Origin of the sequence: Mesorhizobium alhagi CCNWXJ12-2, assembly GCF_000236565.1 — a bacterium.
Classification (GTDB): domain Bacteria; phylum Pseudomonadota; class Alphaproteobacteria; order Rhizobiales; family Rhizobiaceae; genus Allomesorhizobium; species Allomesorhizobium alhagi.
Map to the genome: position 1 here is coordinate 1 of NZ_AHAM01000076.1, position 17,622 is coordinate 17,622.

Below are 17,622 nucleotides of genomic sequence, written 5' to 3' on the forward strand. Positions count from 1 at the left end.
TGCAAGACCCGGTCGGGGATTTTCGGCCCGCCGCCATCCATCGTCTGCCAGCGCCGAAGAATCACAAATCTGCTCGGCAAACAGGCCCTGCCAGTCTTCGCTGCGCCCGGCAAGCATCGAGCCGCGCCGCTTCGGGTGGCGTTATCTCGCCCGGCTGATGCGCGGACACGGGACGAGCTATGTCCGTCTCGCGAGAATCAAGGGAACGCATTTCGACGCGGTGGACGGCACCACGGTGCGCACTATGGTTTTCAAGAACTTCCTGTGGCGACTGCGTAAGGAGGGTCTTATGGCCGCTTCCGCACATGTTTTCTGGGACCTGGGGTTCTACGAAGCCGTCAATGAAGAGCAGGCGACTGCGCCGGTTCCGTCCCTCCAGCCCCTTGCGGCCAGCCCGGCGCTCGACGATTCAAAGTGACCTGCCTTTTGGCGCGCCGCATTACTTGCGGCTGTCACGCGCGATAGTACTCGCGGTACCATACGATGAATCTGGCGATGCCTTCCTCGATCGGCGTGCGGGGCCGGAAGCCGACTGCCTCGCCGAGGGCGTCGATGTCGGCATAGGTGCTTTCAACATCGCCCGGCTGCATCGGCAGCATGTTCATGACCGCCTTCCTGTCCAGGGCCTTTTCGATGGCACCGATGAAATCGAGCAGCCGCACCGGCTGGTTGTTGCCGATATTGTAAAGCCTGTATGGCGCCGACGAGACGGCAGGGTCCGGCTGCATCGGGTTCCAGTCCGGCGACGGCGTCGCGACCTTGTCGAGCGTGCGCACCACGCCTTCGGTAATATCGTCGATATAGGTGAAGTCGCGTCTGTGCTCGCCGTGGTTGAACACGTCGATCGGCTCGCCTGCCAGGATCTTGCGCGTGAACAGGAACAGCGCCATGTCCGGCCGGCCCCAAGGCCCGTAGACAGTGAAGAACCTGAGGCCGGTGACAGGAAGCCTGTAAAGATGCGCGTAGGCGTGCGCCATCAACTCGTTGGCCTTCTTCGTGGCGGCGTAGAGGCTGACCGGATGGTCGACGCTGTCGGAAACGGAGAAGGGCAGTTTGGCGTTGGCGCCGTAGACCGAACTCGATGAGGCATAGACAAGATGCTCGACGCCGGCGTGCCGGCAACCTTCGAGGATGTTCAGGAAGCCGGTGAGATTGGCGTCGGCATAGGCGTGGGGATTTTCGATCGAATAGCGCACGCCCGCCTGGGCAGCGAGATGCACGACCCGGTCGAAGCCGCCGCCGGAGAACAGGTCGCGCATGGCGTCGCGGTCGCCGACATCGGCCTTCAGAAAACGAAAGCCGGAACTCGTTTCGAGGCGCGCGAGCCGGGCGAGCTTCAGCTTCGGATCGTAGTAATCGCTGATGTTGTCGAGACCGACGACCTCGTCGCCGCGCTCCAGCAGTCTTTGCGCGACATGCGACCCGATGAAGCCGGCAGCGCCCGTGACCAGAATTCGCATGGCTGCCTCCTAGAGACGTAAATCGCTTGCGGCGGCGGGGAAGACGCCTTTGACATCGAATACGACCCCGCCCGGCGCGACAAAGCGGCGGATCGCCTCGCTGCCTTGCGCCCGGAAGCGCTCGTGGGCGACGGCGAGGACCACCCCCTGATAGTCACCCGCCTGCGGGTCGGTCTGGAGTTTTATGCCATATTCGGCCTCGGCCTCCTGCGGGTCGGCCCAGGGATCGTGTACGTCGACATCAATGCCGTAGCTCGAAAGTTCCCTGACCACGTCGATCACTCGGGTGTTGCGGATGTCGGGACAGTTCTCCTTGAAGGTGAAGCCCAGCACCAGGACCCGCGCCTGCGGTGCGTTCAGTCCGCGCGACATCAGCAGGCGCAGCAGGCGCGATGCGACGACCTCGCCCATGCCGTCATTGATGCGCCGTCCGGCCAGGATGATTTCAGGATGATGGCCGACTTCCTGCGCCTTGTGCGTCAGATAATAGGGGTCGACGCCGATGCAGTGGCCGCCGACGAGCCCCGGCCGGAAGGGCAGGAAATTCCACTTGGTGGCGGCGGCTTCCAGCACGCTCAGCGTGTCGATGCCCAGCCTGTTGAACAGGTTCGAAAACTCGTTGACGAGAGCGATGTTGACGTCGCGTTGCGTGTTCTCGATGACCTTGGCCGCCTCGGCGACGCGGATCGACGGCGCTCTGTAGGTGCCGGCGGTGATGACCGAGCTGTAGACCCGATCGACCAGATCGGCGGCTTCCGGCGTCGACCCGGCAGTGACCTTGACGATCTTGTCGACCGTATGCTGCTTGTCGCCCGGATTGACCCGCTCCGGGCTGTAGCCCGCGAAAAAATCGATATTGCAGACGAGCCCCGACGCTTGCTCGATCACCGGCACGCAGTCTTCCTCGGTGGCCCCGGGATAGACGGTCGATTCGAATACGACCACATCGCCCTTCGAGATGACCGCGCCGATGGTCTCGCAGGCGGCCTTGAGCAGGCTGAGGTCGGGCCGCTTGGCAGCGTCGATGGGCGTCGGCACCGTGACAATGTAGAAATTGCATGACTTCAAATCGTCGGGCGAGGCCGTGAAATCTACCGATGTCGCGCGCAACGCCGGCCGATCGACCTCCAGTGTGCGGTCGACGCCTTCGCGCAATTCGGCGATGCGTTTCCCGCTGACGTCGAACCCCGTCACGGGAAAACGGCTGGCGAAAAGCACGGCCAGCGGCAATCCCACATAGCCAAGACCGATTATCCCGATCCGTATATCGCCAATGTCATTCACGATCGCGCACGCATGCCCTTCGATATCGACTTCGTCGGTCATAGACGATTTCGACCCTGGCTCAAGCGATTTCGGGCCGAGTGAGTTGTCCCTATCGCGATCCACATGAGGCGCTTGTGTCGAAAGATACGCCGCCGTAGGCGAATGAAAAAAGCGCTGGCACTAACGCCGTGGTTGTGGCTGAATGCCCTTGGGCATCACGATTGTCAGCGTCGGGGCGACGGTTGGAGGGTTTCCAGTGGTAGGAAAACGCTTGCTGCGGCGGAGCGGCGTTGCTCTTGTTTCTCTTATGACGTTTTGCAGTACGGGTTTTGCAGCCGACCTCGTGGTCGGCATGCCCAACTGGCCGTCGGGGCAAGCCTCTGCCAACATCATCAAATACGGCATCGAGAAAAAGCTGGGCCTCGATGTCGAAGTCCGGGAAATGGGAACGCTCATCATATTCGCCGGGCTGGATTCGGGCGAAGTCGACGTCCACCCGGAAGTCTGGCAGCCCAATCTCGATTCGGTCGTCAAGAAGTATGTCGACGAGAGAAAGTCGGTCCAACTCAGCCCGAAGAAGGTGACGGCCACGCAAGGGCTCTGCGCGACCCGCGAAACCACCGAAAAGTTCGGCATCAAGGACGTTGCGGATTTGAAGGATCCGGAGAAGACGGCCGTGCTCGATACAGATGGCGACGGGCAGGGCGAAGTCTGGATCGGCGCGGAGACGTGGTCGTCGACCCCCATCGAGAGAATCCGGGCGCGAAGCTACGGTTACGCCGAAACGGTGAAACTGCTCGAGATGCCGGAGGATGTCGGCATGGCGGCGGTCGATGCAGCCGCCGCGACGAACACGCCGATCGTATTTTACTGCTACAGCCCGCATCATGTTTTCAATCTGCACGAAATCGTGGAGTTGACCGAGCCGGAACACGACCAGGCCAAGTGGAACATCCTTCTGCCCGCCGACGACCCGGCGAACTGGCTCTCCAAATCATCTGCGCCGGTGGCGTGGGCGCCGTCGCATTTCCAGATCGCGTTCGGGACGAAAACGGGCGAGCGACTGCCGAAGGTCGCGTCGTTTCTCTCCAACATCGATTTCACACCGGAGGAGATCACGGAGATGAGCTACGCGCTCGAAGTGGAAAGGCAAGATCCCGCGGCGTATGCCCAGCAATGGATCGCAACGCATGCGGACCGGCTGGAAGCCTGGTCGAAATAGAGCGAGGCGGCGCCATGGCATTTCTCTCCCAATCCCGCGGCCGCACCTTCGGCGCGAAGATAGCAGCCTGCCTTGCGCTCGGCGTTGCCGTTTTCGCTACGCTAGCCTATGCCGCCGAGACGCAGATATTCGATCCGAAAACCCGCAAATGGGTTGAGTACGACCGCAAGAAAGCGCGCTCGTACTACGCCGCGCACAAGCAGGTGCCGGAAGCGTTCCGCCGTCAGATCGTGAAGTTCAGGACCGCGGAGAAGCCGGGAACCATCATCATCGACGGCAACCAGCATTTCCTCTATCTCGTCCAGCCCGGCTTCACAGCCATTCGCTACGGGATCGGCGTCGGCCGCGAAGGCTTCGGCTGGGCGGGAATCGTAAAGGTCGGCCGCACCGCCGAATGGCCGACTTGGACGCCGCCTGCCGAAATGGTCGCCCGCGATCCGAACGCCAGGAAATGGGCCGGCGGTCAGCCGGGCGGGCCGGACAATCCTTTGGGAGCACGGGCGCTTTATCTCTACCAGGGCGATCAGGACACGATCTACCGTATCCACGGCACTCCGGAGCCGTGGACGATCGGGCTCGATGTTTCGTCGGGGTGTATCCGGATGAACAATGACGACGTCACCGACCTTCACTCCCGGGTTGCCGTAGGGGCAAAGGTCATCGTCTTGATGCAGGGTGCTTCGCTGTACAAAGGAGTTTGACCGCCAATGTCCACTGCCTTCGCCGCCGGATCGCCCATTCGAGCTTCGAACCGCAGCCGCGCGACCATCTTTGCGATGATTCTTGCGGCGACGCAGGTCGTCGGTTGCGTATCAGACAGCGGACCTGCACCCGACACGGTGCGCAACACCGGTCAGACGGCTCCGGCCGACCTGCAATTGACCTGTGCGTCCGCAGCGGCCACGCCTTTGGGCGTCGACAGCGCCGCCGTCCTACCCGTCAGTTCGTCCCAGATCGACGCCCAGACGTTCCAGGTCGTGCTGGAATCCGGCGGCGCCCGGGCCAACTGCGTCGTCGACACCTCGGGGAATGTGATTTCCGTGCAAAGGGCTTGAGTCTTCGCCTCGCGTCCGCCGCTTTGGTGCGGCCGGTACTCGGCATCGTTAGCAAGACAATGCCTATTTCGATTTGACGAGTCCCAAATGGTGGTAGGCGCGGTGGCTATGCCTTCGGCACTACTGGAAACTCAGGGTTGCCGCTGTTGATCTGGTTCTTCGTCGTGGCGGTCTTCAGCGTGCCGCTGATCTGACGACGCCGTTTCAGGCCACTTCCGCCGTCTCTTGAGCCCCTGGCTGCAACGACGAGGTCACGCATGGCCGCTATACGCTGAGGCGGGAAGCATCAGGATCAGGGTGAATTGAACACGCAAAAAAAGCCCGCTGCGGGAGGAGGTGCAGCGGGCTCTATTGAGGCGAACCCGGGAGGAGGTGAGTTCGCTTTGGCCGGCATCGCATCTGGGAGGAGTAGATGGCCGACAACGCTTAATCTAATCCTCGCCCATAGATTGGGCAATAGGACAACCTGCCTGACTCTTGTGCAGATTGTCGCAGCAGGTTTTCTCGATCCTCGAGGCGCTCGTGCGCGAGGGCGGCAAGACCGTCGTTGCGGTTACCCATGATCTCGACATGGCGGCCCGCATGGATCGCCGCATTCACCTGGTCGATGGGATGATCGAGAACGGGGGAGCGGCCTTGAAGCGGGAGGGGCGTTCCACAGTGATCGATCGGTCACTGTTATCCGGCGGCTCACTGGCTGAAGTGCTGATCGAGGATCCGCACACGACGACGATTTGCCCACCCGACCAATGTTCTCAAGGCCCGAGCCAGCCGCCGATCGTATGGGCTATGCTGCCCGCTTCCTTTCGCGATTCAGCCGCTCTGCCGTCTCTGGCGCCTCAGCCTGTGCCAGCTCGGAAAGAAAGCGCTCCATAAGCGGCGAGTTGCCGAACCTGCGATAGTCCCGTTCGGCCATGAGCGAAAATTTCGGATTGGCATCGAGGAGGCGAGCCATCGTTGTCCGCGCTTCGCCCAATTCTCCCTGGTTAACCTGAACGGCGGCAAGGATCAAAAGGCAGTTCGAGTCTGCCGGCGCGCGCAGGAGGCATTCTGCGAGCACCGTTTCGGCCTCGGTCACGCGCCCGGCTGCGTAAAGCGCCTGGCCATGGACGTAAACATAGTATTCAGGCGCCATCGGATGCAGACGTCGGGCACGTTCCGCGTTGGCGACAGCATCCTCGTAATCGCCAAAACGCACCTGGGCCTTGGCCAGCGCCATGAGGCTGTCTGGATCGTTTGGGTTCAGTTCGACTGACTGCCGGGCTGCCCGCATGCTTTCTTCGTAGTCTCCTTTGGCCGACAGTCCGAAGCTGAGCACCTGATATCCAATGGGCAGGTTCGGGCTGAGACGTATCGATTGCCGCGCCTCGCTGAGCCCCACATCGACGTCGGTCTGGGTTGCTCGGCCGCTTACCCCTTGGACGAAGTCGACGATATAGGTCATTCCCAAATAGGCGCGTGCGGCGGCGTAGGCGGGATCGAGTTCAAGCGCCCGCTGATAAAGCGCGCGTGACGCCAGAAGGTCGGCCCCGTCGGATGACCCATGCTTGTATCGGTCGCGCGCTTGCAGGACCAGATCGTAGGCTTGCAGATTTTCCGTCGGTTGATCCGAGGCTTCGGCCACTTCGGATTCGCGGACGTAGGAAACAAGGTGCGCCACGATCTCGGAGGTCAGGTCGGTCTGCACTGCAAAAACGTCCTCGACGCGCCGATCGTAGCTGCGTGACCAGAGATGAGCTCCGTTTCGGGTGTCGATAAGCTGCGCGACGACGCGGAGTTGATCGCCTTCACGGCGCGCGCTGCCCTCGACGATGTATGCGGCGCCAAGCCTGGCGCCGATTTCGCGGATGTCGACGGCCTGCCCTCGAAAGGCAAAGGAAGAATTTCGGGCGATGACCTGAAGTTCGGCGTTTCGCGCAAGTTCGGTGATGATGTCTTCCGTGAGGCCGTCGGCGAAGTAGTTCTGACCGTCGTCGCCGCTCATATTGTCGAAAGGAAGCACGGCGACTGAAGGCCGAGCATCGGCGCTCTGAACGCCGGAAAACCAGGCAAGGGACGGCGCAATGCGGCCTCTCATATCCGACAACCATTGGTTTTCGGGGACCGTCGCTGCAACAACCGCAATGGCGGCCAAACCGCCGGCACAAGCCAATATCGCTCGGCGACCGGTTGGCGCGATGCGCTGCACCCAGCCCACCGTAGCTCCCAGGTCCCGCTGCTTCGGTCTGACGACATAGACGTCGATTGCGTCGGGAATATTCTTCGCTTTCCGAAGACCTATCCGTTGGAAATATTGATCGCGATTCCTGTCGGCGCTGCGCACGACTGCGGCGCTGACATAAATGCTGCCCGGCTCCGCCATGGTCTCGAGTCTTGCCGCGACATTGACCCCGTCTCCGAAAACGTCCCCGTCTTCTATTATGACATCGCCCAGATTGAGTCCGATCCGAAGCTTGAGGGGAAGTTTGGCAAAGCCGTCCTGAATGTCGACCGCGGCATCGAGCGCCTCGTTGACGCTGGGAAATGCCGCCAGAAAGCCGTCGCCGGTATTCTTGAATATCCGGCCCTTGTGACGCTCGAAAACCGGTCGGACCACTTCGTCGAAGGCGCTACGCAAATCCGCGTAGGTTGCCGTCTCATCCTCGGCCATGAGGCGGCTGTACCCGACGATGTCACCGGCGACTATGGCAGCAAGTTTACGTTCCATGTCGTTACCCTCGAACCCGCCGCGGCAATGAGATAGCACGCGTAAACTGGTCTAGCCATTCACGTCAGTGTGTCCGAGGCGCGGTTGCCCAAGCGGACCCCATTCAACTCTAAAATGCGGTTGGGCGGTGACACGGAAAACCGATTCAACCAGCCCTGGCGAAGCGCCCTTCGGAACAAAATGACGGAGCGCCGCGTTCGATTGATCTCACGGACTAAGTTGGGAGGAGGACGGCGACATGCGAGCCGTGCGGATACTCGCTGCAGTCGCGGTCGTGGCAGGTCTGGTGCTTGTCGGGTTGGCAGCATTTGCCTGGCGTTCCGAAATACCAGCAGAAGAAATCTCCGAAAGCGCCCGGTTCGATCCGGCACTGATGGAAAAAGGCGCGCAACTGGCGGCGGTGGGCAATTGCATCGCCTGCCACACCGTCCCGGGAAGCAAGGCTTTTGCCGGCGGGCTGGCAGTTCCGACGCCATTCGGCACCATCTACTCGACCAACATAACGCCCGATCCGGAGACCGGAATCGGCCGCTGGAGCGAGGCCGCGTTTCAGCGCGCCATGCGCGAAGGCGTCGACCGTGAGGGCAACCACCTCTATCCCGCTTTCCCCTATGACCACTTCACCCGCGTTACCGAGGGGGACAACAGAGCGCTCTACGCCTACCTGATGACAAGAGAGCCGGTCAGTGCCGTCGCGCCGCCGAACGAATTGCAGTTTCCGCTGAACTTTCGCCCTCTGCTCGCAGGGTGGAAATTTCTCTATCTCGACGAAGGCCCGCTCGTGGCAAACGCGCAGCAAAGCGAAGAGTGGAACCGGGGCGCCTATCTTGCGGAAGGGCTCGGGCATTGCGGCGCGTGCCACACGCCGCGCAACGATCTCGGCGCCGAAGACAAGGACCGGCACTTCGCCGGCGGCGAAGCGGAAGGCTGGCAGGCCTACGCCATCGATGAGTCTTCGCCCGCGCCGATCCCCTGGGACCGGGAGAGTCTGGCCTTCTACCTCAGAAACGGCTGGCACGAACTGCATGGGGTTTCACGCGGCCCGATGGCGGAAGTGACGGGCAATCTTGGTTTGCTGCCGGACAGCGACATCGATGCGATTGCCACCTACACAAGCTCCGTCATGGGAGAACCGACGCCGGAGCGCCGCAGGCAGGCCGACGAATTGCTTGAGGAGGTCGTGGGCAGGTCGCCTGGCCTCGTCGCGGCGGCCGACAGCCAGAGCAATCCAAGTTCCGGCGACGCTGCTGCTGATCCAGGCGCGGCCATCTACGCCGCCGCTTGCGCGTCCTGCCACGAGGGCAGCCGTCCGCAGCCGTTCGGCGGGCTGAACTTCGCCCTCTCCACGGCGGTGAACGCTCCAAATCCCCAAAACATCGTGAATGTCACGCTGTTCGGATTGCCGCCGGCCGACGGCGAGGCAAGTTCTGTGATGCCCGCCTTTGCCGCCGTACTCGGGGATGAAGAGATAGCGCAACTGCTCGCCTATATGCGCGAGCGCTTCTCCGACGAACCAGCCTGGGCAGACCTCGCCGACCAGGTGCGCGGGACGCGGACGGGCGAGTACGAGGTCTCGATCAGGCCGGCCGACGGAATTGAAAGAGCGCCGATCAACGTGGGCGCGGAGGACTGACAATGGCGATTTCACTCAAAGTCAACGGCGCCACACACCAGATCGATGCGGACCCGGCAACGCCGCTTCTCTACGTGCTGCGCAACGATCTCTCACTGAACGGCGCCAAGTTCGGCTGCGGTCTCGGGCAATGCGGCTCCTGCATGGTGATGGTCGAAGGTGAAGCAGTGCTTTCCTGCGTCACGCCCATCATGCTGCTGGAAGGTCGCGAGATCACGACTGTGGAAGGTCTCGGCACGATCGAGGAGCCGGGGCCGGTCCAGGAGGCGTTCATCGAGATGCAGGCGGCGCAATGCGGCTATTGCATTCCCGGCATGATGATGAGCGCGCAGGCGCTGCTGCAGAAAAATCCGGCGCCGAGCGAAGAGGATATCCGCAATGCGCTCAGCACCAACCTCTGCCGTTGCGGCACACATATGCGCATTCTCGCTGCAATACGCCGGGCCGGGGAAGTCATGCAGTCGGCCGGTATGACGAGCACGAACAGGAGGACGGGATGACCGATATCCTGGAAAAAGGCGGGATCACCCGCCGCACCGTCCTCGCTGGCGCCGGCGCGCTTGTGGTCAGCTTCTCGCTGTTGTCGCGTTCGCTGGCGCAAGAGGCCACGCAGCCTCCGGCGCCGGAGCCGCCTAAACTGCCGGGCAGCCTCGACGAAAACCGCTTCCTCGATGCGTGGATACGCATAGACGCCGATGGCGCTATCACTGTCTTCACCGGCAAGGCTGAACTTGGACAGGGCATCCGGACGGCGCTGCTTCAGGTTGCGGCCGAGGAACTGGACGTCGAGCCTGGCGATATCGAGCTGGTCACGGCCGATACTGGCCGGACGCCGGACGAAGGCTTCACTGCCGGCAGCCAGTCCATGCAGAACAGTGGGACAGCCATCCGCCATGCTGCGGCGCAGGTGCGTGAAATCCTGTTCGCTGAAGCCGCTCGCCGTCTTGCAGTCGCGTCCGGCGAGCTAAAGGCTGAAGGCAAGGCTGTCATCGCATCGGACGGCCGCTCGGTCGGTTACGGTGAGCTCGTATCCGCGCAGATGCTGCATATCGAGGCACGTCCGCAATCCAGTGTCAAACAACCCGGAACGTTCCGCGTGATGGGAAAGCCGATGCCGCGCGTGGACATTCCCGCGAAGGTGACTGGCGGCGTCGCCTATGTCCACGACCTCAGATTGGAAGGCATGCTGCACGCGCGCGTCGTGCGCCCGCCGAGCCCGGGCGCGCGCCTTGCGAACCTCGATGCGAGCGGCGTCGAGGCTATGCCGGGTGTCGTGTCTGTGATTCGCGACGGCGGCTTCCTGGCGGTCGTATCGGAAGGAGAGTGGCAGGCAGTTGCCGCAATGCGGGCACTTGCAACCGCTGCGCGGTGGGAGGAGGTCGCGACGCTGCCCGAACAGGCCGATCTGCCGGCAGTCCTGCAAGACCTCGAACGGGAGGTCGGGGTGGTGTCCGAAAGCGGTTCGCCTGATATCGGCGACGGCAAGACGTTTGAAGCGACCTTCACGCGGCCCTATCAGATCCATGGAGCGATTGGGCCATCCTGCGCCGTGGCCCGTATTGAGGGAGAGAGGCTGACCGTCTGGTCACATACCCAGGGCGTTTATCCCGATCGCGAGGCGATCGCCGAGATGCTCGGCATGCCTCTGGAGCAGGTTCGTGTCATCCACATGGAAGGCTCCGGTTGCTATGGTCACAATGGCGCGGACGATGCCGCTGCGGACGCCGCGCTGATCGCGCAAAAGCTGCCTGGCCGGCCGGTCCGCGTTCAATGGATGCGTGAGCAGGAACATGCCTGGGAGCCTTACGGCCCGGCAATGCTGGTCAAGGTACGCGCCTCTCTCGGCGGCGACGGACGCATCTCCGGCTGGAACTACGACCTCTGGAGCAACACTCACTCCACACGGCCTGGTGGCGCAGGGGCGCTGCTTGCTGCCCGCCACAAGGAGCAGTCGTTCACGCCCAAGACGCCGGAACTCAACATCAGCCCCTCTGGCAATGGCGATCGCAACGCCAATCCTACCTATGTGCTCCCGAACAAGCGCGTGCTCTGGCATTTCCTGCCGGACATGCCGCTACGCGTCTCGGCGCTGCGCGCGCTGGGCGCCTATGCCAATGTCTTCGCCGTTGAAAGCACCATGGACGAACTGGCGCTTGCCGCTGACGCCGATCCCGTGGAGTTCCGGCTCCGTCACCTCGAAGACCCGCGCGCCCGCGCCGTGGTTGAGCTGGCGGCGGAGCGTTTCGGGTGGTCGAACGCCGCCCCGCCGTCCGGCCGCGGACGGGGTTTCGGCTTTGCCCGTTACAAAACCCTTGCCGCTTACCTGGCGGTTGCTGTCGAAGCCGAAGTCGAGAGGGAAACAGGCCGTGTTCGCGTTGTTCGCGCCGTCTCGGCCATCGACAGTGGCGAGGTGGTCAATCCCGACGGCATCCGCAACCAGACAGAGGGCGGAATCCTGCAGTCAATCAGTTGGACGCTCTACGAAGCGGTGACCTTCGACGATACGAGGATCACCAGCATCGACTGGTCGAGCTATCCCATCCTTCGTTTCGCCAGCGTGCCGGACAGCGTGGAGGTGCATATCATCGATCGGCCAGGCGAACCGTTTCTGGGAACCGGCGAAGCGGCCCAAGGCCCTGTGGCGGCGGCGGTTGGCAATGCGATCCGGAATGCCACGGGCCGGCGTCTCTACGACCTGCCGTTCACGCGCGACCGCGTGAGAAATGCCATCGGCGCCTGACCGCGGTTCGGGCGGGAAAATGCGAACTAAGACGACTCGAGGGTGCATCATGCCTACCAACTATGACAAACGGCAGGATTCGGAAGGCCTCTGGGAGGTCTATGACAACGAGAGCGATGAAACCGTCGCGGTTGACATTCCGCTTGCCGGATTGGGCGAAGCCGAAGCCGACGAGGCGATTGATAAGCTCAAACGGGGTGAATTAACCTCGGACAATGTCCCGGAGACTTCCCCGTCCGGGCGGCCTTCTACAACCGACGGATCAGGCCAGATATGAAGCGTCCTCAGCCACGTTCGACTATCGGCCGATCGAAGCGCGGAACCGCATGGAATAACAATTCCCGATCGGCCCTTGGATGTGCCGCAGCGTTAAGGCGCCCCGCGGTTCTCGACACTTGGGGTATTCCTGTCGGGGATCAGCAACACAGGATTGCAATTGTATCGGCCGGCGCTCGGAACATCCTCGAGGGCGGACGAGTTTACCCGAGACTCCGCAGCGGCGCACGCACCGGTCGTGTGAGTGCCTAAAGGATTGCGATTCGCGCTCATGCTCGACCGTGCGATGAATTTCGAATGCTAGCCGACATAGCGGGCAGCCTGCTCCTGATCGGGCTAGGCCCGCAACCGGCAAGTGCAGCGATGAACGATAACCGTTTGGAACGGCTGATTGTTGAGGGGGTGGACGCGGTAGATTAGAGGATTTCAGGCGTTGAAGACCTCCTCATGGATAGCCATCGGCCTCTTCGCCGCCACGGCAGCGTGGCTCGCCAGCGGGTATATCATCGACGGCGACGACGAGGACGAGGAGGATAGAGCGGCAAGTGCACAGCCGACGCTGGTCGAAGTGCGGTCATCCGAGGCAAGGACGGTTCCGCAGTACATTTTTGCGCAAGGCAGCGCGCAGCCGTTCCGCACGGCCGACGTCGTCGCGCAGGCGGCCGGCACCATCGATGCGGTCCTCGTCCAGGAAGGCGACCAAGTGCGCGCTGACACTGTCGTCGCGCGCATCCGGCTCGACGCCAGGTCCAGCCGCCGCGAGAGCGCGCAGGCGCGGGTCGAGACGCTCGAGGCCGATCTCGAAGGCATGCGTCAGCTTGCGAAAGACGGCTTCGCGGCAGAGAGCCGGGTCCGCGAACTCGAAGCCCAGTTGGAGAGTGCCCGCGCCGAACTCGCCGGCATTCGGGAGGAAATCGAGGATACCGAGGTCAAGGCCCCGATACCCGGCATTGTGAGCGACGTTTTCCTGAACGCCGGCCAGTTCGCCCCGCAGGGAGGGCAGATCATCAGAATCGTGGACAACTCGCCGCTGCGCGTTACGCTGCACGTCTCGCAGCGCGAGGTTGGGAACGTCGACCGCGGCAGTGTGGCTCTGGTTAGTTTCGCCACCGGCGCGCCGGCCAAGGGCAGGGTCTGCTTCATCGCCCCGGCGGCCGATCCAGAGACCCGAACGTTCCGGGTTGAAGTCCGCGTGCCCAATGAAGACGGGCGCATTCCCTCCCGGGTCAGCGCCGAACTGCGGCTGCAGACCGGTGAGGTCAAGGCGCATTTCGTCTCGCCGGCGATTCTCGCTCTCGACGAAGCGGGCGAACTCGGCGTCAAATCCGTGGACGAGAATCGGAAGGCCGCCTTCCACCCCATCGAAATCCTGCAAGCGGAGACTGATGGGGTCTGGATAGGCGGGCTGCCGGACAGGCTGCAGCTGATTTCGACCGGCCAGGGATTCGTCCGGCAAGGCGAAAGCGTCCGTGTGGCGAACCAAGACGCCGGCAGGCCGGCAGCCGCCGGCGAAGCCGAGGCTCCGCAAGGCGCTCCGCAGCCAACCTCCACGGTGCGATCCGATCCGCTGAATGCCGCCGAAGAACTCGCCGACCCGCCGCCGGCCGAAGAGCTCTGCGAAGGGGCCGGCGCCGACGCCGTCTCCGCCGGCGTTGCATCCTCCGGGGGCCAGGCGGTAGGCGGTGCGGCCGGCCAGCCGGTCCCGCAAGCCGGCGCAGGCGCACAACCGGCCATAACTGACGAGGCGGGTGCAGCGCCGCCGATTGAACCCGTTCCAGCACCCTCGATCGGCGTGACGCCGCCCACCATACCCTCTCCGCCGGTCACCCAGCCACCGGCCGCCGCCCCGGCTGCGCCACAAGGCGGGGCAGGGGCGTCCACGCCGGGCACCGTCGGTCCGGGCGTGCCGGCGGGTTCCGACGCTACCGGCGGAGCTTCTGGCGGCGCGGCGCAGGACGGTTCACCGTGAACCCGCTGATCGATGTTGCCTTTAGCCGCAACCGGCTGGTGACCATGTTGCTCGCGCTCATCCTGATCACGGGCACGTTCGCATATATCCGCATCGCCAAGGAATCGGCGCCGGATGTGCCGATCCCGATCATATATGTTTCAGTCGTCTACGAGGGAATTTCGCCGGAGGATGCCGAGCGGCTCCTGGTGCGTCCGCTTGAGCGCGAGCTGCAGTCGATCGAGGGCATCGACGAGATGCGCGCCGTGGCCGCGCAAGGCTTTGCATCAATCATCCTTGAATTCACAGCAGGATTCGATGCCGACCAGGCCGAATTGGATGTTCGGCAAGCAGTCGAAACCGCCCAGGCGGAGCTGCCGGCAGCAGCCGAAGAGCCGGTTGTGCAGGAGGTGAACGTCGCACTGTTTCCGGTGCTTACAGTGATCTTGTCGGGACCTGTCTCGGAACGAGCGCTCATCGATCTGGCTGAGGAATTCAAGGACCGCGTTGAGGCACTGCCGAACGTGCTCGAGGCCGAAATAGGTGGTGCGAGGGAGCAGCTACTCGAGGTCCTCGTCGATTCCAGTACGCTTGAAAGCTATGGGGTTCCGTTCGAACAGTTGCTTGGGCAGTTGCAGCGGAACAACCAACTCGTCGCAGCCGGTTCGATCGACACCGGTGCGGGCAAGCTTACGCTCAAGGTACCCGGCGTTATCGAGGATGTCGAAGACGTCCGATCGATACCGGTCAAGGTAGCGGGGGACACAGTCGTCACGCTGGGCGACGTCGCAGCCGTGCGGCGCGGGTTCAAGGACCCGAACGGGTTCGCACGCATCGACGGGCAACCGGCGGTGGCGCTTGAGATCAAGAAGCGGATCGGCGCCAACATCATCGAAACGGTCGAAGCCGTGAGGGCCGTTATGGAGGAGGGTCGGCAGCTTATCCCGGAGAGCGTCTCGGTCACTTTCCTGCAGGATCAGTCGCAGGAGGTGCGCGAGACGCTCGGCGACCTGCAGAACAATGTCATCGCCGCTGTCCTTCTCGTCATGATCGTGACGGTCGCAACGCTTGGATGGCGCAACGCACTGCTGGTCGGCTTGTCGATCCCCGGCTCGTTCCTGGCCGGCATTATCATCATTTGGTGGTTGGGCTACACCCTCAACATCATCGTGCTGTTCAGTCTCATTCTCGTGCTCGGTATGCTGGTGGATGCCGCGGTGGTGACGACGGAACTCGCCGACCGCTGGATGGCAGGCGGAAAGGCGCCAGCCGAGGCCTATCTGGCGGCCGCCAAACGCATGTCATGGCCGATCGTGGCATCGACCCTGACCACGCTATGCGTCTTCTTTCCGCTGCTGTTTTGGGAGGGTGTCGTTGGCGAGTTCATGAAATTCCTGCCGATCACGGTCATCATCATACTGACGGCGTCGCTCACCATGGGACTGATCTTCATCCCTGTCCTCGGCAGCCTGATCGGGCGGCGCAATCCGCGAGCGGAGAAGGAAGAGACGGCGCTGTCGGCGGCCGAATCCGGCAAGCTCGAAGATCTCGACAGCGTGACGGCGTTCTATGTCAGGATGCTGAGGCGGCTGCTCCGCTGGCCGGGGGTCACGCTTCTCGCAACGCTCGGCCTTCTTGTCGTTGCGATTGCGGCATACTGGCTTTTCGGCCGGGGTGTCGAGTTCTTTCCCGACATAGAACCCCGCTTCGTGCAGGTAACGGTCAAGGCGCGAGACAACCTGTCCGTCTATGAGAAGGATCGGCTGGTAGGCGCGGTAGGCGGCGCGATCCTTGATGTCGGCGGCGTCCGGCACATCTATTCGCGCACCATCGACCAAGGGGCGGGAGGGACGGAAGGGCTACAGGCGGAGCAGATATCCGCCGACACGATCGGCATTCTGCAGCTCGACCTGCTCGAATGGGACCAGCGGCCCCGTGCCGCCCGGATCATCGAGGAAGTGCGCCGGAGGACCGCAGGCATCGCCGGTATCAGCATCACCGCAACGGAACAGGAGGCTGGCCCGGCCCAGGGCAAGCCAATCCAGTTGCGCCTGTTTGGCTCGGACACGCGAACGCTCGAGCAAGCCGCGGGGCAAGTGCGCGCGCTGATGGACGAAATCGGCGGCTTTACGGATGTGGAGGACACGACCGACGTTCCCGGTGTCGAATGGCGCATTGCGGTCGATCGCGAAAGCGCCGCCCGTTTTGGGGTCGACATTGCAACGCTGGGTCAAGCGGTGCAGCTTTTGACACAAGGTTTGAAGCTTGCCGAATATCGTCCAGAAGACGCCGAGGACCCGGTCGACATCGTGGTGCGGTTTCCAGCCCACGAACGCACCCTGGACGGGCTGTCGCGCCTGACCGTCACCACCGAGCGCGGCCAGACACCCATAACCAATTTCGTGACCATAGAGCCGGCCGAGAAAACCGGCATCATCAGACGGGTCGATTCCAGCCGCGTGGTGACGGTCGAGGCCGACGTTCCGGAGGATGTACTGCCGGCGGAAAAGACAGAGCAGTTGCGCCAGGCCCTCAATGCCACGAGCCTGCCGGAAGGCGTCGTGGCGCGCTTCGTCGGCCAGCAGGAAGATATCGAGGAGGCATCGAACTTCCTCCTGCTCGCCTTCCTTTCGGCGGTGGTCCTGATGTTCCTCGTGCTGGTGACACAGCTCAACAACATCTATCAGGCCCTGGTAGTGATGAGCGCCATCGTTTTCTCTATCGCCGGCGTGCTGATCGGGCTTCTTCTGACGGACCGGCCATTCGGCATCGTCATGGGAGGCCTCGGCGTCATTTCGCTTGGCGGAATTGTCGTCAACAACAACATCGTGCTGATCGACACTTACAACGAGATGCGAAAAAAGGGCTACGATCCCGAAGAGGCCGCACTGCGCACCGGGGCACAGCGTCTCCGGCCCGTGTTTCTCACCTCCATAAACGACGTTCTCGGTCTGATGCCGCTGATCCTGGGCCTCAACATCAATCTCATCGGGCGCGAGATACAGTACGGCGCGCCGTCGACCCAATATTGGACGGAACTGTCGACGACGGTTGCGGGCGGCCTCGCTTTTGCAACGTTCCTGACGCTGATGCTCACGCCGTGCATGCTGATTCTTGGCCAGCGCGTGCATGGAGGGATAATGCGTCGTTACAGCCGCTGGCTGGAGAAACGGGGTAACTCCCGTGCAGAAGCGGCGGTCGGGAGCGACGATTGGACCGGCCATGGTGCTGGGACATAAACGCCGTGGGTGTCGCAAAGGCGATGTCGACCTCAGATGGCTGCCTCAAGCACGTCCCGATGCCTGAACGCACCCC

General features: G+C 62.8%; 13 protein-coding genes and 1 pseudogene. 11 read left to right on the plus strand and 3 right to left on the minus strand.

Annotated elements, in window-relative coordinates; translation table 11 throughout:
• Positions 1–418, plus strand: a 418-nt coding sequence (locus MAXJ12_RS38535) for a hypothetical protein (protein WP_008835802.1), incomplete at its 5' end; no start/stop codon positions are given.
• A 34-nt stretch (positions 419–452) separates the two neighbouring features.
• Here the strand turns inward: MAXJ12_RS38535 and MAXJ12_RS10440 are convergent.
• Positions 453–1,460, minus strand: coding sequence for an NAD-dependent epimerase (locus MAXJ12_RS10440; RefSeq protein ID WP_008835803.1), 1,008 nt, complete (start codon positions 1,458–1,460; stop codon positions 453–455).
• 9 nt (positions 1,461–1,469) lie between these two features.
• Positions 1,470–2,786 (minus strand): nucleotide sugar dehydrogenase, encoded by a 1,317-nt coding sequence (locus MAXJ12_RS10445; protein WP_008835804.1) that lies wholly within the window; start codon positions 2,784–2,786, stop codon positions 1,470–1,472.
• Between the two features lie 247 nt (positions 2,787–3,033).
• Between MAXJ12_RS10445 and MAXJ12_RS10450 the strand changes: the two genes are divergently transcribed.
• From MAXJ12_RS10450 to MAXJ12_RS38760, 4 genes and pseudogenes are all read left to right on the plus strand, one after another.
• The gene (locus MAXJ12_RS10450; protein WP_008835805.1) at positions 3,034–3,948 is read left to right on the plus strand and encodes an ABC transporter substrate-binding protein; all 915 of its coding nucleotides are present in this window, start codon (positions 3,034–3,036) and stop codon (positions 3,946–3,948) included.
• Positions 3,949–3,962: 14 nt separating this feature from the next.
• On the plus strand, positions 3,963–4,649 hold the full coding sequence (locus tag MAXJ12_RS10455) for a L,D-transpeptidase (RefSeq protein ID WP_008835806.1): 687 nt from the start codon (positions 3,963–3,965) through the stop codon (positions 4,647–4,649).
• A gap of 6 nt (positions 4,650–4,655) precedes the next feature.
• Positions 4,656–5,003 (plus strand): hypothetical protein, encoded by a 348-nt coding sequence (locus MAXJ12_RS10460; protein WP_008835807.1) that lies wholly within the window; start codon positions 4,656–4,658, stop codon positions 5,001–5,003.
• Positions 5,004–5,486: 483 nt separating this feature from the next.
• A pseudogene (locus tag MAXJ12_RS38760) lies at positions 5,487–5,621 on the plus strand (ABC transporter ATP-binding protein); the annotation flags it as partial.
• A 169-nt stretch (positions 5,622–5,790) separates the two neighbouring features.
• Here the strand turns inward: MAXJ12_RS38760 and MAXJ12_RS10465 are convergent.
• Positions 5,791–7,710, minus strand: a complete 1,920-nt coding sequence (locus MAXJ12_RS10465; protein ID WP_008835808.1) for an adenylate/guanylate cyclase domain-containing protein — start codon at positions 7,708–7,710, stop codon at positions 5,791–5,793.
• Positions 7,711–7,948: 238 nt separating this feature from the next.
• Between MAXJ12_RS10465 and MAXJ12_RS10470 the strand changes: the two genes are divergently transcribed.
• The 6 genes from MAXJ12_RS10470 to MAXJ12_RS10495 all read left to right on the plus strand — a co-directional run bounded on the left by MAXJ12_RS10470 (position 7,949) and on the right by MAXJ12_RS10495 (position 17,546).
• Positions 7,949–9,343 (plus strand): cytochrome c, encoded by a 1,395-nt coding sequence (locus MAXJ12_RS10470; protein WP_008835809.1) that lies wholly within the window; start codon positions 7,949–7,951, stop codon positions 9,341–9,343.
• Positions 9,344–9,345: 2 nt separating this feature from the next.
• The gene (locus tag MAXJ12_RS10475; RefSeq protein WP_008835810.1) at positions 9,346–9,843 is read left to right on the plus strand and encodes a (2Fe-2S)-binding protein; all 498 of its coding nucleotides are present in this window, start codon (positions 9,346–9,348) and stop codon (positions 9,841–9,843) included.
• Positions 9,840–12,083 (plus strand): xanthine dehydrogenase family protein molybdopterin-binding subunit, encoded by a 2,244-nt coding sequence (locus MAXJ12_RS10480; RefSeq protein WP_008835811.1) that lies wholly within the window; start codon positions 9,840–9,842, stop codon positions 12,081–12,083. Before MAXJ12_RS10475 ends, MAXJ12_RS10480 begins: the two co-directional genes overlap by 4 nt.
• 49 nt (positions 12,084–12,132) lie before the next feature.
• Complete coding sequence (locus tag MAXJ12_RS10485) at positions 12,133–12,360, plus strand: hypothetical protein (protein WP_008835812.1); 228 nt, start codon at positions 12,133–12,135, stop codon at positions 12,358–12,360.
• Between the two features lie 432 nt (positions 12,361–12,792).
• On the plus strand, positions 12,793–14,328 hold the full coding sequence (locus tag MAXJ12_RS10490) for an efflux RND transporter periplasmic adaptor subunit (protein WP_008835814.1): 1,536 nt from the start codon (positions 12,793–12,795) through the stop codon (positions 14,326–14,328).
• Positions 14,325–17,546: an efflux RND transporter permease subunit gene (locus MAXJ12_RS10495; RefSeq protein WP_008835815.1), complete on the plus strand. Its 3,222-nt coding sequence runs from the start codon at positions 14,325–14,327 to the stop codon at positions 17,544–17,546. Before MAXJ12_RS10490 ends, MAXJ12_RS10495 begins: the two co-directional genes overlap by 4 nt.
• Positions 17,547–17,622: the final 76 nt, after the last annotated feature.